Source organism: Alicyclobacillus fastidiosus (genome assembly GCF_026651875.1).
GTDB lineage: Bacteria > Bacillota > Bacilli > Alicyclobacillales > Alicyclobacillaceae > Alicyclobacillus > Alicyclobacillus fastidiosus.
The window spans coordinates 2,205,269-2,226,158 of the sequence record NZ_CP104067.1; the positions used below are offsets into that span (position 1 = coordinate 2,205,269).

General features: G+C 54.0%; 24 protein-coding genes, 1 pseudogene and 1 riboswitch. Of the genes and pseudogenes, 17 read left to right on the forward strand and 8 right to left on the reverse strand.

All coding sequences use genetic code 11. The features are described from left to right. The first annotated feature begins 30 nt into the window (after positions 1-30). The 5 genes and pseudogenes from NZD89_RS10920 to NZD89_RS10940 all read left to right on the forward strand — a co-directional run bounded on the left by NZD89_RS10920 (position 31) and on the right by NZD89_RS10940 (position 2,390). Positions 31-516: a transporter substrate-binding domain-containing protein gene (locus NZD89_RS10920; RefSeq protein ID WP_268007753.1), complete on the forward strand. Its 486-nt coding sequence runs from the start codon at positions 31-33 to the stop codon at positions 514-516. Next, the gene (locus NZD89_RS10925) at positions 513-707 is read left to right on the forward strand and encodes an ABC transporter permease family protein (RefSeq protein WP_268007754.1); all 195 of its coding nucleotides are present in this window, start codon (positions 513-515) and stop codon (positions 705-707) included. Before NZD89_RS10920 ends, NZD89_RS10925 begins: the two co-directional genes overlap by 4 nt. A gap of 73 nt (positions 708-780) precedes the next feature. Continuing rightward, a pseudogene (locus tag NZD89_RS10930) lies at positions 781-1,215 on the forward strand (amino acid ABC transporter ATP-binding protein); the annotation flags it as partial. 188 nt (positions 1,216-1,403) lie between these two features. Next, complete coding sequence (locus NZD89_RS10935; protein WP_268007755.1) at positions 1,404-1,934, forward strand: hypothetical protein; 531 nt, start codon at positions 1,404-1,406, stop codon at positions 1,932-1,934. A gap of 99 nt (positions 1,935-2,033) precedes the next feature. Continuing rightward, on the forward strand, positions 2,034-2,390 hold the full coding sequence (locus NZD89_RS10940; protein WP_268008459.1) for an MGMT family protein: 357 nt from the start codon (positions 2,034-2,036) through the stop codon (positions 2,388-2,390). A 183-nt stretch (positions 2,391-2,573) separates the two neighbouring features. Here the strand turns inward: NZD89_RS10940 and NZD89_RS10945 are convergent, their stop codons facing one another. Further along, positions 2,574-2,720 (reverse strand): hypothetical protein, encoded by a 147-nt coding sequence (locus tag NZD89_RS10945; protein ID WP_268007756.1) that lies wholly within the window; start codon positions 2,718-2,720, stop codon positions 2,574-2,576. A 168-nt stretch (positions 2,721-2,888) separates the two neighbouring features. Here NZD89_RS10945 and NZD89_RS10950 point away from each other — a divergent pair, with 168 nt between their 5' ends. Further along, complete coding sequence (locus NZD89_RS10950) at positions 2,889-3,092, forward strand: hypothetical protein (protein WP_268007757.1); 204 nt, start codon at positions 2,889-2,891, stop codon at positions 3,090-3,092. Here NZD89_RS10950 and NZD89_RS10955 read toward each other — a convergent pair. Then, complete coding sequence (locus NZD89_RS10955; RefSeq protein WP_268007758.1) at positions 3,082-4,461, reverse strand: sugar porter family MFS transporter; 1,380 nt, start codon at positions 4,459-4,461, stop codon at positions 3,082-3,084. The genes NZD89_RS10950 and NZD89_RS10955 overlap by 11 nt on opposite strands. Before the next feature lie 207 nt (positions 4,462-4,668). On the opposite strand from NZD89_RS10955, the gene NZD89_RS10960 reads away from it, so the two are divergent. Genes NZD89_RS10960 through NZD89_RS10975 form a run of 4 tightly spaced genes read left to right on the forward strand, consistent with a single transcriptional unit; the run spans position 4,669 to position 6,477 of the window. Beyond that, positions 4,669-4,953: a hypothetical protein gene (locus NZD89_RS10960; RefSeq protein WP_268007759.1), complete on the forward strand. Its 285-nt coding sequence runs from the start codon at positions 4,669-4,671 to the stop codon at positions 4,951-4,953. Positions 4,954-4,981: 28 nt separating this feature from the next. Next, the gene (locus NZD89_RS10965; RefSeq protein ID WP_268007760.1) at positions 4,982-5,416 is read left to right on the forward strand and encodes a MarR family winged helix-turn-helix transcriptional regulator; all 435 of its coding nucleotides are present in this window, start codon (positions 4,982-4,984) and stop codon (positions 5,414-5,416) included. Positions 5,417-5,444: 28 nt separating this feature from the next. After that, positions 5,445-5,810 (forward strand): CidA/LrgA family protein, encoded by a 366-nt coding sequence (locus NZD89_RS10970; RefSeq protein ID WP_268007761.1) that lies wholly within the window; start codon positions 5,445-5,447, stop codon positions 5,808-5,810. Further along, positions 5,800-6,477, forward strand: a complete 678-nt coding sequence (locus tag NZD89_RS10975; protein ID WP_268007762.1) for an LrgB family protein — start codon at positions 5,800-5,802, stop codon at positions 6,475-6,477. The genes NZD89_RS10970 and NZD89_RS10975 overlap by 11 nt, the downstream gene beginning before the upstream one ends. Before the next feature lie 51 nt (positions 6,478-6,528). Here NZD89_RS10975 and NZD89_RS10980 read toward each other — a convergent pair whose 3' ends face one another. Next, positions 6,529-7,044, reverse strand: coding sequence for a hypothetical protein (locus NZD89_RS10980; protein ID WP_268007763.1), 516 nt, complete (start codon positions 7,042-7,044; stop codon positions 6,529-6,531). Positions 7,045-7,120: 76 nt separating this feature from the next. Here NZD89_RS10980 and NZD89_RS10985 point away from each other — a divergent pair, with 76 nt between their 5' ends. The 3 genes from NZD89_RS10985 to NZD89_RS10995 all read left to right on the forward strand — a co-directional run bounded on the left by NZD89_RS10985 (position 7,121) and on the right by NZD89_RS10995 (position 12,615). Continuing rightward, positions 7,121-7,615 (forward strand): LysR family transcriptional regulator, encoded by a 495-nt coding sequence (locus NZD89_RS10985; protein WP_268007764.1) that lies wholly within the window; start codon positions 7,121-7,123, stop codon positions 7,613-7,615. After that, the gene (locus tag NZD89_RS10990) at positions 7,584-8,081 is read left to right on the forward strand and encodes a substrate-binding domain-containing protein (protein WP_268007765.1); all 498 of its coding nucleotides are present in this window, start codon (positions 7,584-7,586) and stop codon (positions 8,079-8,081) included. The genes NZD89_RS10985 and NZD89_RS10990 overlap by 32 nt, the downstream gene beginning before the upstream one ends. A gap of 106 nt (positions 8,082-8,187) precedes the next feature. Beyond that, positions 8,188-12,615, forward strand: coding sequence for a PolC-type DNA polymerase III (locus NZD89_RS10995; protein WP_268007766.1), 4,428 nt, complete (start codon positions 8,188-8,190; stop codon positions 12,613-12,615). Between the two features lie 157 nt (positions 12,616-12,772). On the opposite strand, the gene hprK is transcribed toward NZD89_RS10995, so the two are convergent. The 3 genes from hprK to purT all read right to left on the reverse strand — a co-directional run bounded on the left by hprK (position 12,773) and on the right by purT (position 16,145). Next, a complete protein-coding gene (gene hprK / locus NZD89_RS11000) occupies positions 12,773-13,690 on the reverse strand; it encodes an HPr(Ser) kinase/phosphatase (protein WP_268007767.1) in 918 nt (305 codons plus the stop codon). Positions 13,691-13,744: 54 nt separating this feature from the next. Next, a complete protein-coding gene (locus NZD89_RS11005) occupies positions 13,745-14,692 on the reverse strand; it encodes an ROK family protein (RefSeq protein ID WP_268007768.1) in 948 nt (315 codons plus the stop codon). 274 nt (positions 14,693-14,966) lie between these two features. Next, positions 14,967-16,145, reverse strand: coding sequence for a formate-dependent phosphoribosylglycinamide formyltransferase (gene purT / locus NZD89_RS11010; RefSeq protein WP_268007769.1), 1,179 nt, complete (start codon positions 16,143-16,145; stop codon positions 14,967-14,969). Between the two features lie 65 nt (positions 16,146-16,210). Then, positions 16,211-16,291, reverse strand: a riboswitch (ZMP/ZTP riboswitch). A 166-nt stretch (positions 16,292-16,457) separates the two neighbouring features. Between purT and NZD89_RS11015 the strand changes: the two genes are divergently transcribed. Both NZD89_RS11015 and NZD89_RS11020 read left to right on the forward strand, forming a co-directional pair. Next, the gene (locus tag NZD89_RS11015; RefSeq protein ID WP_268007770.1) at positions 16,458-17,177 is read left to right on the forward strand and encodes a 3-ketoacyl-ACP reductase; all 720 of its coding nucleotides are present in this window, start codon (positions 16,458-16,460) and stop codon (positions 17,175-17,177) included. Between the two features lie 315 nt (positions 17,178-17,492). After that, on the forward strand, positions 17,493-18,890 hold the full coding sequence (locus NZD89_RS11020) for a sugar porter family MFS transporter (RefSeq protein WP_431308601.1): 1,398 nt from the start codon (positions 17,493-17,495) through the stop codon (positions 18,888-18,890). A gap of 158 nt (positions 18,891-19,048) precedes the next feature. Here NZD89_RS11020 and NZD89_RS11025 read toward each other — a convergent pair whose 3' ends face one another. After that, the gene (locus tag NZD89_RS11025; RefSeq protein WP_268007772.1) at positions 19,049-19,384 is read right to left on the reverse strand and encodes a hypothetical protein; all 336 of its coding nucleotides are present in this window, start codon (positions 19,382-19,384) and stop codon (positions 19,049-19,051) included. Between the two features lie 172 nt (positions 19,385-19,556). Between NZD89_RS11025 and NZD89_RS11030 the strand changes: the two genes are divergently transcribed. After that, positions 19,557-19,757, forward strand: a complete 201-nt coding sequence (locus NZD89_RS11030) for a zinc ribbon domain-containing protein (RefSeq protein ID WP_268007773.1) — start codon at positions 19,557-19,559, stop codon at positions 19,755-19,757. Positions 19,758-19,836: 79 nt separating this feature from the next. Next, positions 19,837-20,097, forward strand: a complete 261-nt coding sequence (locus tag NZD89_RS11035; protein ID WP_268007774.1) for a hypothetical protein — start codon at positions 19,837-19,839, stop codon at positions 20,095-20,097. 653 nt (positions 20,098-20,750) lie between these two features. Here NZD89_RS11035 and NZD89_RS11040 read toward each other — a convergent pair. After that, on the reverse strand, positions 20,751-20,885 hold the full coding sequence (locus NZD89_RS11040) for a hypothetical protein (protein ID WP_268007775.1): 135 nt from the start codon (positions 20,883-20,885) through the stop codon (positions 20,751-20,753). Between the last annotated feature and the right edge of the window lie 5 nt (positions 20,886-20,890).

Below are 20,890 nucleotides of genomic sequence, written 5' to 3' on the forward strand. Positions count from 1 at the left end.
GTGTGTACGTAAGTCAAGAAGAGCGGGGAGTTGAAAATCGGTACGGAAGGTACGTACGCCCCGTTCACGTACCACAATAGTCAGGACCAATTGACCGGATTTGACGTGGAGCTTGCACAACAAGTGGCGAAGCAACTCGGCGTCAAGGCGAGCTTTGTCGAGACGCCTTGGGACGGGATGTTTGCGGGCCTCAACGACAAGCGATTTGACATGATAGCGAACGAAGTTGGCATTACGTCCGATAGGAAAAAGTCGTTTTTGTTTTCCACTCCGTACATCCGATCCGCTTCGGTCATCATTGTCCGCGCGAACGACAACAAAATTCACTCGTTCAAAGACTTGCAAGGCGTGAGTGTCGCCCAGTCCTTAACGAGCAATTACTCTGCTGAAGCCGCGCAGGATGGCGCGAAGATCACGGCAGTGCAAGGCTTTAACGAAGCCATTCAACTCGTGAAGTCTGGCAGGGTTGAGGCGACGGTCAACGACAAGTTATCGTTTCGTTTATCGGCCTCGTGAAGGACACCTCCCTCGCCGCCGTGATCACTGTTCCGGAACTGTTTCAGAAGGCGCAGGATATTGTGGGATCGACGTTCAAACCGTTCCCGGTGTATATCGGCGCGGCCATTGTGTGCCTGGCGTTTTGTACGGTGCTGGCCTGGCTACAACACACACTAGAACTCCGCCTGAGCCGCTACGTGGCGAGTTAGAGGAGTTAGAGGTGAATACTTCGTGATTCAAGTGGAGGATTTACATAAACGATTCGGCGAACTAGAGGTGCTCAAGTGGCCGAAAGCGAAGGCGGTGGAACACGCGGCGAGAATGCTCTTCAAAGTCGGGCTACGAGACAAGAGTGACGCGTATCCTCACCAGTTGTCTGGGGGACAGCAGCAGCGCGTCGGGATCGCCCGAGCGATGGCCATGAATCCGTACGTGATTCTCTTCGATGAGCCGACATCGGCGCTGGACCCTGAACTCGTTGGGGAAGTTCTCGCCGTGATGCGCAGTCTGGCGCAAGAGGGAATGACGATGGTCGTCGTCACGCACGAAATGTCGTTTGCGCGCGAGGTTGCCGACAGAATTGTGTTTATGGATGGAGGGGTCATCGCGGCCACAGGTACACCGGATGAGATCTTTCATCAGGAGGGGAATCAGAGACTCAGTCAGTTTCTGGCGCGCATCGTCAATCCAGCTACCGTGCAGAACCCGTCGCCGTGACGAGGTGCATGTGTTTTCCAGGAGGGGGGCCAGGTCGGTGGCTCTCCTCTTTTGTCGTGCGGTGGCCTATTTTCTTCTCGCCGTCTGTCCAGAATTGGATTTTCATCTCGGCTGGTTGGCCGACATACAATGTTCTGTGGTTGTCTTCTACGATCGACATCGTATGTCGGAAGACTGGGGGTTTCAAGATGGCAAGATTTCTGGCGAACAAGAGAAGGAAGCCAGCCATCCGCATCTGGTTGCTGCTCTTGTGCCTACCAATTCTCGTCGTCTGTTGTGTGGAATTGTATAAATTCGTGATTCCATTTAACTCCGTCAACCCGCTGTGGAAAGACGTTACCGTTGGGGAGACCGTAATTGATGACTGGCAGTATGAAGGGTACGATGAAGAAGGTTATTTACGGTTCTATAACCACGGACAAACACATTTGCTGCCGCCAAGTGACCACCTGCTCGCGCTCGATGGTCAGTTTGTCGTCATTGAGGAATCCTCACCGAATTCGCTTACGTTCGCGCCGAGATTGTACCGAGCCATTCCCATCCGCTGGGACCTCGCGATTGTCGGCGTCGTCGCGCTGGTCATCCTCGCGGGCTGGTTCTACCTGAGAAAGCGGCTGAAATCAGCGAAACATAGCCTAGTTAGAGGGTTTGGGACAAAGAGCGCAGGGTTTAGACCGCACAAACGCAAGCGGGGGCGTTCAAAGCATACGAGGCGATGATTCCTTGCAAATCTGGCGACACTCGACGAGCAAGACGTGCTTGCGTCGGAGAGCGCGAAGTCGACGTCTATTGACGGAGCGGGAGAGGATCAAACGCGGATGAATCCCTTTACTTTTCGCGTCGTACAAATCATTCAGAACATCCCCGAAGGGAAGGTCATGACGTACGGGCAAATCGCAAGACTCGCCGGGAGTCCAAGAGGCGCAAGGCAGGTGGTTCGAGTGCTTCACTCGATGAGCAAATCGTACAAATTGCCTTGGCATCGTGTGATCAATTCAAAAGGACAACTAGGTCTAAAAGATGAGTCGTATATGGTTCAGAAGCTGTCATTGGAGATGGAAGGCGTGCAATTCACGAGTGGACATTGTATTGATCTGGAACGGTATCAGTTCGATCCAGACGCGACGAACATGGACGATGGCCACCCACCTGATTTTAGAAGGGATAGGGCATAGAGCCGAACGCCAAATGACTGGCACAGAAGCCAGCGAATTGCAAATACCCCTCTAAGTGGGCTTGTCAGATCGATGGACACACGCACCCGGCCATAGGAAGACGGGAGCGGGAGCGTTCTTGCGACAACTTCGTCGCAGGTATGCAACCTCGCTATCACGAAGTCTATTGAGTACGTTTAAACCTTACTTTTTCTTGGCGGCCTTCGAACGGATTCCGCTTCCGATCCCAGACAGTTGCGTTTTTACGCCTAACTTGTTGGCTGCCTCTTCTGCGCTCAGACCCTGCGCCTGAAGTTTTCGCATTTGCGTCGCCATCTTGTAAATCAGCATGCAACGTCACCTCCTTGACTTCAATATACATCGCTTAGTGCATGATTCATGTAGATAAATGGTGCAGGTTATGTAGCGAAATTGTGACGGAATCAGAATTGCCAGATAACGGCGTGCACGTACGTCAGAAGTCTTGTTATGAAGAATTCCTCGAGAAGAGTTCGAACTGTGTCCGATCACGCTCTGAAGAATCTGCGTTGGCTCGCACCGATAGGTGAACTTGAGGCACGGATCTTCGTGCCTTGCGGCGAGGTGAGGGGTCACGCCGCCACTAAGGCGAAGAAGGGGAGCGGGCAAGTCTGTCGATTCGGCTTATGCCCGCAATGTGTGGCGCAGGGAATGGCAGGTGAATGGTCGATGATCAACTCGTGAACGTCGGCTCATTTGCGGCGCTCCAACTCTGTTCGATTTGTTCCAATGACTTTCCTTTGGTCTCTGGCACCACCCACAAGGTGAAGCAGAAGGAAAACGCGGACATCAGACAGAACACCCAGAACGTCGTCGCGGCTCCAGCGCCGTTCAGGAGAATTGGGAACATCTGTGAAACTAGGTAGTCAGCTGCCCACAGGGCCACGGAAGCCACTGCTGTGGCTCGACCGCGGACGCGTGTGGGGAAGATCTCCGCGATGATCAGCCAGACAATTGGGCCAAAGGAGACGGCGAACGCCGCCACAAACAATAAAATGAGAATCAGTACGAGCGTGCCGGTGTGTCCTGAGTGAAACGCGTAGCCAATGATGAAGAGGCTGATGGCCATCACCGCTGAACCGATCAGCAAGAGGACCTTACGCCCCACTTTGTCGATGAGCCACAACGAGACGAGCGTAAAGACGAGATTGACTAGACCGACGATAATCGTTTCTGTCATGGTTGAGTTGGTTCCGGCACCCGTTTGTTTAAAGATCTCCGGAGCGTAGTACATGATGGCGTTGATACCCGTTACTTGCTGCAGGATTGCGATGATGACACCGACGAGAAGTGCAATTCGAAAGCCAGGTTTGAAAAGATGCGCGATGGTTCCAGTCTCCGCTTTCAGAGAGTGCCGGATTTCGGCAATTTCAGCCATGGCGGCTTCAGTTCCGTTTACCCGTTGGAGAATGCGTTGTGCAACCTCCGACTTTCCTTGTTTTTCAAGCCATCTCGGGCTTTCTGGCACGGTGAATAAGAGCGCCATGAAGATGATGCCGGGGACGACGCCGAGGCCAAACATCCAGCGCCAGCCGGTATTCACATCCCAAGTATGGGTACCCGCGTTGACGACCATTCGATTGACGAAATAAATGGCTGAAATCCCGATGACGACAGCTAGTTGGTTGAGAGAAACCAACCGCCCACGGTGTTTTGTCGGGGCAATCTCCGCAATATATAAAGGAACGAGGGTCGAGGAGACCCCAATGCCGACCCCGCCGATGATTCGCGCCACGACGAATTCGGCGATGGTGGAAGCCAGCGCAGAGCCGACGGACCCAATTGAAAACAGGATGGCCGCTGCGACGAGCATTTTTTTGCGCCCAAATCGATCGCTAAGCGTACCAGCGAAGCCAGCCCCGATAATGGCACCGACCATCAAGCAGGATACAGCCCAGCCAATCATCCCCGGACCAAGGTCAAATTTTACTTGCATAAATGGAGTTGCACCTGAAATCACTGCAGTGTCGTACCCGAACAACAAACCGCCGATGGCGGCTACAACCGACACTAACGTGACAAAGCCAACGCTGGCTTTTTGCGGAGAACTCATATCAACATCTCCTTGTCTGACTAAGATGCGAAACCGACGAACAAAAACCCCTATCGAAAGGGGGGACAATCCATTATGACTTTTTGTGCTCATATGTGCAAACTTATGAGAGATTACCGAGTCAAACTTTTCATATATTTGACGTTTTGTGATTGTTTGACGATCCGTGCGCAGAGAAGTGGACAACATTGTGGGGATGGTGGATTCATGAGGAACATGATCCGCGGTCGCATGCGAGAGCGCGTACTTGGAATATTAGCAGAACCGGATGTACGGCTGATGGGACAGATGAAAAATGGTTCCGGAATGGGGGCAGTGGTCAGATGTGCTCCTCTCTTGGAAATGTGTGGTGTACACGGAACGTTGATGGACGTTGCTTCAGAGTCTTACAATAAATTCATAACCTACTCGTCCTCAGACATGTTTGAACCCCATGGCCTCGTACCGTCGGTTCCGTCGGTACGAGACATTTTTATTTCCGTGCCTGGGTGAGAGACAACTGAAATGCGGGGGATTCGGCGTGGATGCAGAACAAGATGAAATCGGGCAAATTGAATACCAAGTGGCCATCCTAATTCGCAGAGCGATGGCGTTTAGTACTCTGTACAAACAATTGGGCGCGATTGACAGACCCGGGTATCTGCTCTTGCGCCAGCTAAACGAGTCAGGTGTCGTGGGTCTGAAGGAACTGGCTGATGAGCACCATTTGGATCGATCGACCATCAGTCGGCAGATTGCCGCTTTGGAACTCAAGGGACTCGTCAGGCGAATTCCGGACCCAATCGACGGGCGGATGAGTTTGTTTGACATCACCAAAGCGGGACTCGAGCAACTAAATAAAACGAAACAAATTCGACACGATAGATATGCAGCGTTGTTAAAGCTTTGGTCGGACGAGGACCTGGTGAAATTCGGTGAATTGTTGGCGCTGCTCAATCGAACGTTTATCGACTGATGAACTAAATAGAAACAGGTGGGCATGGATGAAACAAATATACGCGATTTGCATACTGGTCCTTTTATCGCTCACCGGCGATGTCGTGACGATGCTCACACACTTGAGTGTGCCAGGCAGTATCATCGGGTTGGTCCTTTTGTGGGTGTTGCTGCAATGTCGGGTGATTCCCGTGCACTGGGTGGAACCGGGATCGAGAATCCTATTGTCGCAGATGCTGTTATTTTTTGTACCCTCTGCAGTCGGGGTCATTCAGTATCTTCCCTTGTTGAAAACGGAGGGGTTGCAACTGGTATTGGTCATCGCCTTGAGCACCATCGCCGTGATGATTGTCAGTGGTGGAATGACTGAACTACTGGTCTCGATCAAACGGAGGATGCGCCATGGCCATTGAGATCATCAGCTTCTTCCTGACTGTGTTTTTCTTTGTGCTGTGTCGATGGATCTACAAGCAGGCGAAGTTTGACTTATTAACACCGATTTTAACGACGCCGATTCTCTTGGTGCTCGTGTTGCTCGTGGCACACATCCCGTATGGAAGCTACCGGGCGGGCACTTCCATCATCACTTATTTTCTGCAACCGGCCACCGTGGCGTTCGCGGTGCCTTTGTACCAGAACTTCCAGTTACTGAGGAAAAACGTTGTCGAGATGGTGGTCAGTATTTGCTCTGGCGTGGTGATCGCTATTGTAGCCGCATTTTTCATGGGAAAAGTGCTTCACCTCAATCTGACGCTGATCAAGAGCATGGTCCCCAAGAGTATCACGACGCCGATCGCCATGGACGTGTCGACCGCGATTGGGGGGAATCCTACGTTAACTGCGGTGTTCGTCATCATTACGGCACTCACCGGGATCACCATCGGCCCAGTTGTCATTCGCCTGTTGCGAGTGCGAACGCCGATCGCCAAAGGCGTTTTATTTGGCACGAGTGCACACTCCGCTGGCACGAGCAAAGCGTTTGAGTACGGCGAAGTGGAGGGTGCGATGAGCAGTATCTCCATGATTATCTCCGCCATTGTCACGTTGTTTATCGCACCCTATTTGGTTCCAGCTCTGTAGACGACCGGTCACCTTGGCGGGTTGGCGCGCGGTGAGCGCGGCTGAAACACGCTACACGAAATAGCCCATCCGTCGATATGTTCGGTCGCTGCTCGGCGAAAATCTTAGGGCTTTCCAGAGGCTTTCCGCGCCTTCCTCTGGAATACAGGCCACCCAGCCGTGAAAGCCTTCTTCTAAGCTCCTGTCGATGGCTAGTTCCACTAGTTGTTCACAGACGCGCGCATCGTGCTCGAAGTTCGGGTGGACGGCAATGTGGTCGATGAAGAAACAGCGCCTAGCCCGTGCGATTCCCCCCTGTAGCACCCCAATAACCACTCCCTGGCGTGTGTGCACGCAAACCTCTGGATAGGGAACAAGACCGACCTGTGCACTCCACACTTCAAATTGGATGAGACCGAGCGATGACGTGTCGTACCCTCGAATTGGGTTCCATTGACGGTGGACGGCTGCGAGGCGGCGCCGCATGGTTTTGCGGGGTAGCCACTCGCCCGCGCCCTGGCTAGGAGAAGTGCCCCAGGACGTTCCATCGATTGGCAAACTGGTGACTGTGCAACTTGGTTCGGCCATGTACAACGCCCCTTCACAATACTCTCTCGATCTCTAGCGTACACGGATGTTAGTATCGTGACATACGATGGTTTTGATGATATCAATCGATGAAACCGATTGGATGGTGTGGCGAGCGATGGAATTGAAACAGCTCCAAACGTTCAAAATCCTGACCGAAGAGTTGAATTTCACGCGAACAGCAGCGCGAACCAACTACGCACAATCGAGTGTCACTGCGCAAATTCAGGCGCTGGAAGAGGAATTTGGCGTAAAGCTGTTCGAACGGCTGGGCAAACGAGTTCGCCTCACCGACGCAGGTGAACGGTTAGTCCGCTTTACAGATGACATTTTGCGCATGACAGAAGAGGCACACGTCGCCGTTCGAGGCGACACGGAGCCCTCCGGCACGCTCACCATCAGCGCCGTAGAAAGCCTATGCACGTATCGGTTGTCCCCAGTGCTGGCAGCTTTCCGATCCCGCCATCCTAACGTTCAAATCATCCTGCGCACCGGAATTTGCGCAACGATGCGCCGCGAAGTCCTCAGCGGAGAGGTACTTGGCGTTCACGTTGGAGGAACCGGGCGTTGACGAGCGGATTACGTTTGAGAGTCTGCTAGATGAACGGATGTTAATTCTCGTTCAGCCTGGACACCCGTTTACCGATAAAGAAGCGATTGATCCGCGGGACCTCGAGGGTGAGACCGTGTTGTTGACCGAGCCTGGTTGCCGCTATCGGTCGATGTTTGAATCGGCGCTGGCGTCCCATGGTGTGCACACGATGAAGATGGAGTTTGCCAGCGTCGAGGCCATCAAGCAGTGCACGATGGCAGGCCTCGGTGTGACGTTACTTCCAGAAATCGCCGTGGCGAGCGAAGTCGAGTGGGGGATGCTCAGTGTCGTCCCGTGGCGGGGTCCAGATATCCCAGTTGTCACGCAGATGTTGTGGCATAAGGACAAGTGGATGTCGCCCGCGCTCAAGGCGTTTATCGAGGTGTCGAGAGCGCTCATCGGACGAGGGAAGGAATCCTCATTTCCAGCGTTCAGACCGCGATGAACCCGTGAAGAATGATGGCAACCGTGCTACACTCTATGTTGGATAGTAGAATCGAATCTGTTGCGAAACGATAGAGTCGGGAACGTGACGACGCGGAGGGTAAGTCATGCAACAGGATGATTTCATGAACGAGTCTGCACAGCAGAATGAAGTGAATTTGCCGAGAGAAGTCGTTGAACGGACGGTTTCCCGGGTGGTCGTGAACCCTGCGGGAAACCGGGTGGACATTCACTTGATGCCACTTGAATTCGCGACTGTCGACGTGGCAGAAGTACAGCGCGAGTGCATCCGATATCTGCGCGATTATCGCGCACTGCAGGCGGCTTCGCTGTGTTTTGGAGAATACGACGCGACCGTTTCCCTCCACCTCGCCTACACACCGAGTCCATATGCGCCGTCCACCGTGGAGTGCATGGTGGAGTCGCTTATCGATTGGTATCAAGAAGAAGAGCTGGTCGCCGCGACCTGGTTGCGCAAAGCAGAACGGAGCCTTGCTGACGGGCGGCTCACCTTCTTTGTCGGGAACGATGCGGAACGGCTGTCGCTCGAGCGCAAAGGGGCACTCGTCTGGTTATCTGACCAGATGCGCAGGGTATTTGGGGTCGAACTTTCCATCACATCGACAGTGGACCGTGCTGCAGAGGATAAGACTCAGGCACTGCGTCAAAAGTTGCGCGATGAAGAACGCAAACACGTCGAACAAGTGATGATCGAACAAGAGCAGGCGCAGCGCGAACAGGCACAGGCGGCTGAGAAGGAAGCGTCGTCGTCGTTTCAGGGGAACGGCGGGGGATATCGGCGGGAACGGCGGAATCCAGATGAGCCAGTAGAGCCGCTGCACATCGGTCGGGCGATTGACGGCCCGCTGACGTCGATGAAGGAGATTCAGGACGAGATGCGCCGCGTGGCGGTCGAGGGCCGGGTGTTCCAGTCGGAAGTGCGCACGTTGCCGAGTGGTCGCACGCTGGTTCAGTTCAACATCACGGATAACGCCGATTCGATCACGGCCAAGATGTTTGTGAACAACGAACGGCAACTCGAAGCGCTGTCCAACTTGAAGGACGGCGTCTACGTTCGCGTACAGGGACAGGTACAGTACGACACGTTCCTCAAAGAGCTTGTCCTGCTCATTCAGGATATGCGCCCTGCCGAGGGCAAAGTGCGAACGGACACGGCACCGGTCAAGCGCATCGAACTGCATGCCCACACGCCGATGTCTTCGCTCGACGGCGTGGTTCCTGTCAAAGATTTGATTGGACAAGCGGCCAAGTGGGGACATACCGCCATCGCGATTACGGATCACGGGGTCGTCCAATCGTTTCCCGAGGCGTACAGTGTGGCCAAGAAGAACAACCTCAAGTGCCTGCTTGGCCTGGAGGCGTACGTAGTGAATGATGGCGTTCCAATCGTCTACCAATTGAACGCGGACAACGACGTCGCCATCGATGACTCCACCACGTGGGTCGTGTTTGACACGGAGACGACAGGTCTCAATTCGGCGGAGAACACACTCATTGAAATAGCCGCCGTCAAGGTTCGCGGCAACGAAATCGTCGAAGAGTGGACAGAACTCATCGACCCGGAAGTGCCGATTAGTAAGAAGATCTCCGAACTCACGCATATCACCAATGACATGGTGAAAGGCAAGCGGAAGTTGCACGAAGTGCTGCCTGACTTCAAAGAATTTGTCGGGGATGCCGTGCTCGTCGCGCACAATGCGGAATTCGACTTGGCGTTCTTGCGTGCGTGTGCGAAGCGCGTCGGGATGGAGCCGTGGACCAACGTCGTACTCGATACGCTCCCGCTCGCGCGCAAACTGTACCCACATGAGCGGAATTACCGCTTGGGCACAATGGCGAAGAAATTTGCGGTGGAGCTCATTAACGCGCACCGTGCGTTAGACGATACGGTCGCGCTCGCGAAAGTCTATCAATACATGTTAAAAGATGCGGTAAACAGTGGCTTTACACGGATTTCTCAGTTGAACGACGACGATGGAAACATCGATTACACCAGCGTCCGCCCATTTCACCTGACTTTGCTCGTGCAGAATAAGACCGGTTTGAAGAATCTGTACAAGATTGTGTCAGAGGCGCACACCAAGTACTTTTACCGCGTTCCACGCGTTCCGCGCAGCCTCATCATGCGCTATCGGGAGGGCCTCCTGATTGGTTCGGCGTGTCAGAATGGCGAGGTGTTTGACGCGATTTTGCGCGGGAAGACAGGAGAAGAACTCGAGCAAATCGCCGAGTTTTACGATTACCTAGAGATTCAGCCGCCGCTGCATTACAAGCCGCTCTTGCGCAACGAGATCATTTCTTCGCTGGAGTCGGTCAAGGACTATCATCGGACGATTATCGAAGTCGGAAAGAACCTTGGAAAGCCGGTCGTCGCGACAGGGGACGTGCACTTTCTCAATCCGGAAGATGCGATTTTCCGGGATATCTTCTTAAAGGCGCAAAAAGATCCGAACGCAGATGATCAGCCGCCGCTGTACTTCATGTCCACGGATGAAATGCTCGACGCGTTCGATTATCTCGGACCTGAGCTGGCGCAGGAAATCGTGGTCGAGAATACGAATCAGATAGCCGCTATGATCGAGGACGTATCACCTGTTCCGGATCAGCTGTACACCCCGAAGATCGAAGGGGCGGAACAGGAGATTCGCGACATGTGCTATGTGAAGGCGCGGCAACTTTATGGGGACGTGTTGCCGGAGATCGTCGAAAAGAGGCTGGAGAAAGAGCTCAACTCCATCACGACGCACGGTTTTGCGGTGATCTACTTGATTTCGCATAAAATCGTGAAAAAGTCCCTGGACGATGGTTATCTGGTCGGCTCGCGGGGGTCTGTCGGCTCATCGTTCGTCGCCACGATGTCCGATATCACAGAAGTCAATCCGCTGCCTCCGCACTATCGCTGTCCGAGCTGCAAATACAGCGAGTTCATTGCGGATGGATCAGTCGGGTCCGGGTTTGACCTGCCGGACAAGGAGTGCCCGTCGTGCGGGACACAGCTCGACAAGGATGGTCACGATATCCCGTTTGAAACGTTCCTCGGGTTTAAGGGGGACAAGGTCCCTGATATCGACTTGAATTTCTCGGGCGAGTATCAAGCACAGGCGCACGCGTACACGAAGGTGCTCTTTGGTGAGGATTATGTGTATCGCGCGGGGACGATTGCGACAGTCGCTGAGAAGACGGCCTTTGGCTACGTGAAGAAGTACGCAGAGGAACGGGGTTGGAATCTGCGAAACGCGGAGATGACGAGGCTCGTACAGGGTTGTACTGGCATCAAGCGGACGACTGGTCAGCATCCTGGCGGCATTCTCGTCGTGCCGGATTACATGGACGTCTATGATTTTTGCCCGATTCAGTTCCCGGCAGACGACAAGGATGCGGAGTGGCGGACGTCGCACTTTGACTTTCACTCCATTCACGACAACCTGCTCAAGCTCGATATTCTCGGCCACGACGATCCGACGGTCATCCGCATGCTTCAGGACTTGACGGGGCTAGATCCGAAGACGATTCCAACGGATGACCCGAAAGTGATGTCGTTGTTCTCGGGAACAGAGGCACTGACGGTGGACCCGAATCACCCGGTGACACCAGAGCGCATTCGCTCGAAGACGGGGACGTATGGCATCCCTGAATTCGGCACGAAGTTCGTCCGCCAAATGCTCGAGGACACGAAACCGAGTACGTTCGCGGAATTGCTTCAGATCTCTGGTCTGTCTCACGGGACGGACGTCTGGTTGAACAATGCGCAAAAGTTGATTCAAGACAACGTCTGTAAGCTCAAAGATGTCATCGGTTGCCGTGACGACATCATGGTCTACTTGATCTACGCGGGGCTCGAGCCGTCGCTCGCGTTTAAAATCATGGAGAGCGTACGTAAGGGAAAAGGGCTCACACCCGACATGGAAGACGAGATGAAGCGGAACAATGTGCCGAACTGGTACATCTGGTCGTGCAAGCAGATCAAGTACATGTTCCCGAAGGCACACGCCACGGCATACGTGTTGATGGCGGTTCGCATCGCGTACTTCAAAGTGCACTACCCGCTCGAGTTTTACGCGACGTATTTTTCCGTTCGCGCAGACGATTTTGATTTGGACATCATGGGCAGAGGTTACGACGCGATTCGCGCCAAGATAGAGGAGATTGAAGCGAAGTCGTTCCAAGCTTCACCTAAGGAAAAATCATTGCTCACAGTTCTCGAGATGGCACTGGAAATGACCGCTCGCGGTTTTTGCTTCTTGCCCTTGAGTCTCTATGACTCTGACGCGACCAAGTTTAAGGTTGTGAAGGAACGCAATGGATTGTTACCTCCGTTCGCAGCGCTGGACGGGGTTGGCGATTCGGCAGCGAAAGGCATCGCGGAGGCGGCCAGTCAAGGGGAGTTCCTCTCCGTTGAAGACCTGCAAGAGCGTTCGCGCGCCTCGAAAACGGTCATTGAACTGCTCGATGCGCACGGCTGTTTAGAAGGCCTGCCGTCCTCGAACCAACTCTCGTTGTCGCTGTTACTGTAGAGATGGAGGGGTGCTAAAGACGGGCAAGTCATTGGCCACCCGTGGCTACTACTCCATCCGTAAGTCTCTCATCCACGTGGCCATCTCGTCGTCAATCTATCGATGCGGGATGGCCCGTTTTGCGCGACCATTTGGAGGACGCCTAACCCAGACACCCTTATGACTTTGTCCAGATACGCTCCTGAAATACCTGGAGCGCGTCGTATCCTTCGCGTTTTAAACGCCAATTCTTACAGGCAACCTCGACGAGTGAGGCGATATCTCGACCTGGGCGCACGGGGATGTCGATGCGGGGGATCACGACGCCGAGGTACTCCACATGCACGTCTTCCGAGCCGAGGGAAATCAAGTTGGTATTGACGTGATCGTCCCAATGAATGAGCTCGATTTCGACGTCCAGGTGCGTTTCATCCTGAAAGGCGCCTGACCCGAATAGCCTTGTGACATCGATGAATCCAATGCCCCTCAGGTGCAGCATCTCGCGGTTGTTGATGTTGTGTGTGCCGACTAACGCGTCTGGCCCGACGCGCTTCACTCGGACGATGTCGTCGGAGACCAACCGGTGTCCGCGCTCAATCAGGGATAGTGCGAGTTCGCTCTTGCCTATGCCGCTCTCACCACAAAGCGCCACACCGACGCCGAAGATATTCATGCACACCCCGTGAATCGTCTGCTCATCTGCCAATTCGCGTTCCAAATAGTTGCCCAGCAGACTGATGAACCGTGTCGATTTACTGTCTGTCCGCAAGAGGGGGATGCCTTTTGCGTCGCAGTGTTTGACGAAGAATTCGAGCTCTTGTTGGCCTCGCGTGACGATGAAACAAGGTGGTTCCAGTGCGACCACAGCTCCGATGCACATGTCCCGCCGACGAACGTCCAGCGAGTGTAAATAGGTGATTTCTGTCCGTCCTAAAATCTGTACGCGCTCGTTCGGGAAATACCCTATGTAACCCGTAAATTCCAGTCCCGGACGATGGATGTCCGCGCTCGTCACTATTCGGTCGATTCCTTTACGGCCAGCCACAACTTCAAGCTGGAAGTGGTCTACCAGATGTTGAACTGTCAGATTGCCCATGGACTTCCTCCCGTGAATCGTGGTGAAAGTGGGGTGGCGAACAGTTGGATGTGATTATCGCCGCAGCGATTCGCGTGTCGACACCAGCCGTGAAGCGCCAATGACACCCGCGTCGTTGCCGAGTTGGGCAGGGGCGATAGTAGCGGCTTGTGAGACGAGGTCGAGCGCATACCGTCTGAAGGCATCGGTGACTGGTTTCAGAAAGGCGTCCCCGGCAGTGGACACGCCACCGCCGATGAGAATGGTATCTGGGTTGATGGTGCCAGCGATCATGGATAGTCCGTAGCCCAACCAATCCGCTGTTTCCCGGACGACTTGTTGCGCTGCTTCATCGCCTTGTGCGGCGAGATCGAAAATCGTCTTTGCGTCGTCGATGGCGACCTGCGAAGGCATCTGCCCCGCCTGCTGCAATTCTTTGGCGCGACGGATCATGGCGGTCGCGGACGCGACCGTCTCGAGACAACCTCGGCGGCCACAGTGACAAGCTAGCCCGTTCCGGTCGACAGTTAAATGTCCGACTTCTCCAGCCATGCCGTTTACTCCGCGATACAGGTGCCGATGCAGAACGAATCCGCCACCGACGCCGGTTCCCACTGTCACACAGACGAGGACTAAGGCGTTGCGACCGGCTCCGGTCCAAGACTCGGCCAGCGCTGCGACTTTGGCGTCGTTCTCCATTACGACTGGCAGTCCAAACACGTCCTCGGCAATGTCGATGAAGGGAATATTTTCCCACCCGATGTTGGGGAGTTTCAAAATGATGCCGTTGCGTAGGTCTAAAAATCCAGGCAACCCGACCCCGACTCCGGCGACGTCCGCCAACTTGTGCTTCGTCTGCTGCAAGCTTTCCTTGAGTACCCCTCTCAGCTTCAGGCAGATGTGCTCAACGCTGGATTCTGATTGCGTAGCGAACGCCTGTTTGACAATGATCTGTCCCGTCGCCGTAACCAGTGCCGTCTTGATGCTTGTGCCCCCCACATCTACTCCGAAATACAGTGTCATCGGTCTGAGCCTCCTGTAAAGGACGATGGCGACGGCGTTCCCCATCGTCGCGATATTGCCAGAGCTGGAAACGACCCGCAGCACTTGGTCCTAGGTTAATGAGAAATGTCGGTCGTCATCCCCGAATAGACTGGTAAATTGAGGGCTTGAAACAAGGCGGAACGGGGGAAACAAAAAGAGCCCCTGGGGAGGGACTCTTTCTTCACAGCGCTTGCTCGTTAGCCTGTGATTCGAACTGAGCGGTAGAGCTGGAACACCGATTGGCATAGACCAGTTACGACCGCACGATGTTCAGTGCGGATGCCGCCCTTGTCGCATTGGCTCGCGCTGTTTCCGTATCACTTGCACCACTGAGCACTACCGCCAACCGACGGCCGACGGTCGCGCTCGGCTTGCCGAAGAATCGCACTTGCGTTCGCGGCACGCGAAGGGCGTCGCTGATCCCACGGATTTGATAATCGTCGGACGCTATCGGGGATTTTACCGCGCGGCTGGCACCTGGCGTCACGAGATGGATATCGGGCACAGGAAAACCCAGGATGGCCCGCGCGTGCAATGCGAATTCAGAGAGGTCTTGTGTCACCAACGTGACCAAACCGGTGTCGTGTGGGCGTGGCGACACCTCGCTAAAGTAGATTTTGTCAGGTGCGATGAATAACTCGACGCCAAACACACCGCAGCCGCCGAGTGCGTCAGTGATGGTCTTGGCGATTCGCTCCGCTTCTTGCCGCTGTGCCTCAGTGACGACGTGTGGCTGCCACGACTCGATATAGTCTCCGTCTTTTTGAACGTGTCCAATCGGAGCGCAGAAGGCAGTGCCGGAACTAGAGCGCACAGTCAATAAGGTGATTTCGGAGTCAAATTGAATAAACTCCTCGACGATCACTCTACTGTTCCGAACTCGGCCGCTGCTCATTGCGTAGTTCCAGACCTTCTCCACGTCGTCTAGCGACCGACAGACGCTTTGTCCCTTGCCGGACGAGCTCATGATGGGCTTGATCACGCACGGCGTGCCAATTTTTTCGACCGCAGCGCGGAGTTCGTCGAGGGTGTTGGCAAATTCGTACCTTGCCGTGGGAAGGTTTAACTCCTCGGCCGCGAATCTGCGGATACCCTCGCGGTCCATCGTGAGTTGTGTCGCTCGCGCAGTCGGAATGACGTGGAACCCTTCCTGCTCCAACTCGACGAGTGTCCCAGTGGCGATGGCCTCGATTTCGGGCACGATGAGGTCTGGGCGCTCCGCCTTGATGACATCCCGCAACTGGGCACCGTCCGCCATGTCGATGACGTACGACCGGTGCGCTACTTGCATGGCGGGGGCGTTTGCGTAGCGATCGACTGCGACGGTCTCGACACCAAGCCTCTGTGCCTCGAGAATCACTTCCTTACCTAATTCTCCTGAACCGAGTAACATCACTTTTTTTGCTGTAGGGGAGAGGGGAGGTCCATACATGGTTCGTCGCTGACTCCTTTTTCCATCGCGATTTCCCAAACAAAAAGACCGCCTGGGACTCTGAAGAGAGGTGCCCAGGCGGTCGGCAAAACGTCGATTACATTCCCCTGTGGTGACCCACGAATCCGCCAGTTATGTAATCGTGCGATGAAGTTTTGTTTTGATGTGTGAAGCGTAGCACATTCGTGAGGCGGGTTTCAAGGCGAAGCATACTTTACGGGCGATTTGACGAAGGCCACGTCGAGGAGTACACTTTGGGTGGAGGCCTTCGTCGACGTGTATGACGAGGGTCATGGAGAAGGAGGGCTAATCATGGACTTACAGAAAAAGGTAGCACTCATCACCGGTGCCGGTAAGGGAATTGGCCGAGCCATCGCCGAGCGCTTGGCACAGGAAGGTGTTCATGTCGGCCTGATGGCGAGAACACAGAGCGACTTAGATAAAGTGGCTGGACAGATTACCTCATCGTATGGGGTCAAGGCTGCAGTTGCGGCAGTCGACATTACGGACAGGCGAGCTGTGGAAGAGGCAGTACAGAAACTACATAGGGAACTAGGCTCAGTCGACATCCTGGTCAACAACGCGGGCACTGCTCAGTTCGGGAAGGTAGTCGACATGCCACCGGAAGTGTGGGAACAGATTATCCGCGTAAACTTGCTGGGGACTTATTATGTGACGCGTGCCGTATTGCCGCTGATGATTGAGCAGAATTCTGGAAACATCATCAATATTAGTTCCACGGCCGGGGAGCGCGCGTCTGCGACCACGTCTGCCTACTCTGCGTCCAAGTTCGCCCTGATGGGCTTTACCGAATCTTTGATGCAAGAGGTGCGCAAGAATAACATTCGCGTGACGGCTTTGGCGCCAAGTACGGTCAATACTGAGTTGGCTGCAAACGCCGGCCTGAAAATTGGCGACGAAGATCACATGATGCAACCCGAGGATGTTTCACAATTATTGGTCGATATCCTAAAATTGCCGCAGCGCGTATTTGTGAAGCAGGCGGGTCTGTGGATGACAAACCCGCAGTAACGCGGACGTATTTTGGATATTGGGTAGACCACCTTGCGCGGCGCAACGCATGCATATTCACCAATGAAACGGGAAGATTACAGTCATGGGAGGTTGATGTACCGCATTAACGAAACCATTTTCGTGATTGTGGTCTTGTCAACATACCTACACGAAGAGACGGCGAAAGCCGTCTCTTCGTATTTTTTGATTCCCTTATTGTTGAGTAGTTGCACAACATCACGGGTGAAAAGCGGTGGACGAGGTTAAATTAGGACGGATAGTGCGAGGAACGCATATTCGTGACTGTTAAGCAATGACGATGGAATCGGTGAGGTGAACGGATTGAGTACCCGACAGACGGTTGGAACAAATTTAGGTTTCGTCACACTCGTATCGGTTGTTGCGGCGATTGGCGGTTTGTTGTTCGGTTATGACACTGCCGTGATTTCAGGTGCCATTGTATTTATGCAGCAGAAGTTTCACTTAGGTCCTGGCATGCAGGGATGGGCTGTGTCCTGCTTGATGATCGGTGCCATCGTGGGGGCCGGGTGTGCCGGTGTGCTCAGTGATCGATTTGGGCGAAAAAAGATGTTGATCATCGCAGGAATTCTGTTTGCAATTGGGTCTATCGGCTCCGCGGTGCCGCCTACCATATCCCAGTTTGTCATCGCTCGGATTATCGGCGGAGTGGGAATTGGTATCTCCTCGACGTTAGTGCCGCTCTATATCGCTGAAATCGCCCCGGCCAAACACCGCGGAAGTCTGGTGTCTTTGAACCAGTTAGCGGTCGTCATTGGCATTTCCGCTATTTACTTCGTGAATATGTGGGTAGCGAACATGGGGTCTTTGGCGTGGGATATCTCATCGGCGTGGCGATGGATGTTTGGGCTCGGAGTTGTACCCGGCTGTGTGTTTATCTTCTTACTGGTGTTTGTCCCAGAGAGTCCCCGTTGGTTGGAAAAGCAGGGTATGGGCGATAAGGCGCTTCGCGTATTGGCTCGGATCAACGGCACTGATAGGGCTGAGGCGGAGCTTTCCGAAATCCGGGAAACCTTACAAAACGAATCGGAAAACCTCGGATTGTTGTTCAGACCTGGATTCAGAATCGCACTTGTCGTAGGCATCGTCTTGGCTATCCTGCAACAGGTCACAGGAATTAACGCCATCATGTACTACGCCCCTGAGATCTTTAAACACACCGGCGCGGGGACGAATGCTTCCCTCATCGAAACGGTGATCACGGGCGCCGACAACCTCGTGTTCACACTTGTATCGCTTTGGTTGATCGATCGGGTTGGACGCAAGGTCTTGCTCCTAATTGGCTCGGCGGTGATGACTGTTAGCCTCGCCGTCGTCGGTTACGCGTTTCACACGGGACAGACCGCAGGATATCTGGTTCTTGTGTTCATCCTGCTGTTTGTCGCCGCCTTTGCCGTTTCCTTTGGTCCGATTGTATGGCTTGTGATGGCAGAGATTTTCCCGACACGGATTCGTGGACGTGCCACGGCCATCGCGTCTGTCGCATTGTGGGCCGCCGACTACGCCGTGTCCCAGTCGTTCCCGGTTCTCCTCAACAGCGTCGGCGTCGCCAGTACTTTCTGGACGTTTGGCATCTTGAGCCTTGTGGCGTTTGTCTTCACGATGGCGCTTGTTCCCGAAACAAAGGGAAAATCGCTCGAGGAGATCGAGCGTTCTTGGGGCAGAGGGAATTTGCGGACTCCAGCAAAATGACGAATTCGGGGAAGTCACAAAGGGGCTGCTCGCAACAACGAACAGCCCCTTTGTCCTACTCTCAAATCCCTTCGTTATCTGGATTCATATGTCTCTGGCGTAAGTTTCCATCGTTCATACACGCTCGTTACATGTGCGCAGATGGCCGCGGCGATAGGTTAAAAACCTGGCTGGTCGGATGTCACACCGGTCGTATGCGTATCTAGATAAGCGTTCAGATGCGTTCGGATCTGTCGAGCTACACTGTCTTGCGTCGCCGATATTTTATAATGGTCCCCATCGACGTCTGTGGTAAATTGCCCGATGTTGCACCGCTCTAAATAGGAACCAATGTCATCCGGTGATTCCACTTGTCTTAAGAGGGTCTTGTGCCCGACAAACTGGTTATTCAAGTAAACGCTGTATTGCCCGTGGGCTCTTGGCAGGTTCACCTCGTCACCGCCTGCGCGAGCAAACGGCAAAGCGTGCGATCCGGCGTTTTGTAACTCGTCCATCGATAGTTTCCTCCTCTGGCGTCTGTACACCTAAATTCTCCGAATGTACAGTCGTCCATGTATTGAGTAGTGCAGGGCTGTTGCACGAAATTTGTCATCCTTTGTACATGGCGCGAGGGTGGGCAAAGGTGTACCCTTGTCCTTACATTGTTCTGCAAGTGGAGGTTGTAAGATGGCTAGATGTCCAAAATGCGGTACTGGAAAATTTGGGATTGATGAAGTGCAATTAGAGGGTGACAATCGGAAGATTGTTGTGATTGTGTGTGCCGGATGTGACACCTTGCTGTCCATCGTGCATCCGCAATTTAACTATTATCCTCAACTAGACGACATTCTTGAGACGCTAAAGGGGATAGAGAAGAAGTTAAAATAAATGGGGGTCGTCGAACAGTTTGGCGCACTTTGGAATGAATCGTCCGCTTCAAGCAAACAGTGAAGAGGGAGGCGGTTTTGTGAAAGTGGGGCAGACAAATATTTTTCGGGCCGAGGTTCACGGAGAGTATTTACGGACGGCGACGGTGACGCAGTTGAATGACGGCAATTATCTGGCTAGTGTCCGAGTGACGCCGATGGTGATCACGCAGACCGGATTTATTGACGATACGCTTGGCGACTTTGTGACGTTGCAAGACGCGCAGGAATTTGTGAATAGAACGTGGGACGAGAAGTTTCTAACCGACTCGACGGAGCTCTCCGATTCTGACAGCGTCTAGACAAGGACGGCTCAGGCAGGCGCACAAGGGCTTGTATCGCGACGACACACTTTATTTGTAAAGCACAACCACGGCTCGGTTGTGCTTTGCGAATTGCATGGACCTAATCACGGTGTGTCCGATGCGCCGTGGTCCAAGTGCGCACGCGGCGGATCTACATAGACTGCATTCATATCATTTGGCCATACGCGCGGGGGCACCCCTTACGCGTCGTGGCCCGAGTCATTGGATAGCGCTTTCGCAGGAGGAGATGACGCAACTGAGCCACCTATGATCTCCGTGAGCTGTTTAAGTGGCACACCCACGTCGGCCAACGGCGAAAGGATGGTATCGCGAGGACGGAGGGGGCCACTTTGAAATCCGATTGACACACGGATTAAATCGCAACGCGCGCGGCCAGTGTCTTTCTATAGCGACAAAGGTGCGCCAGGCTATCCGGCACTTTGATAGTTTGGCTCGTAAGCGGTAAAATTCGGAGGTTCCGTGCGAAGCGCCGCCCAGTAACACGTACTTTGAGTCGCCGGCGGCCCCTATGAAGGTGCCAAAAATCGGACTCGCCGACGAGATGACATTGAACATCGCGGCCGACAGGGGAACACGATGTGTTCGAGACGCCAAACTGGCTTTTGAATACGCCCATACTTGGGGGAGGCCTATGCGGCCCGCGTCTGGCCCGAACGCTTGTGCGTCCTCCAGGCGCGATTGACAACGCGCATCGCCAATTGTTCGTCTTTGATAGTGGCCACAATGGCAGCGCTGAACGTTTTAAAGAATTCTAGTTGGGTCACAGTAA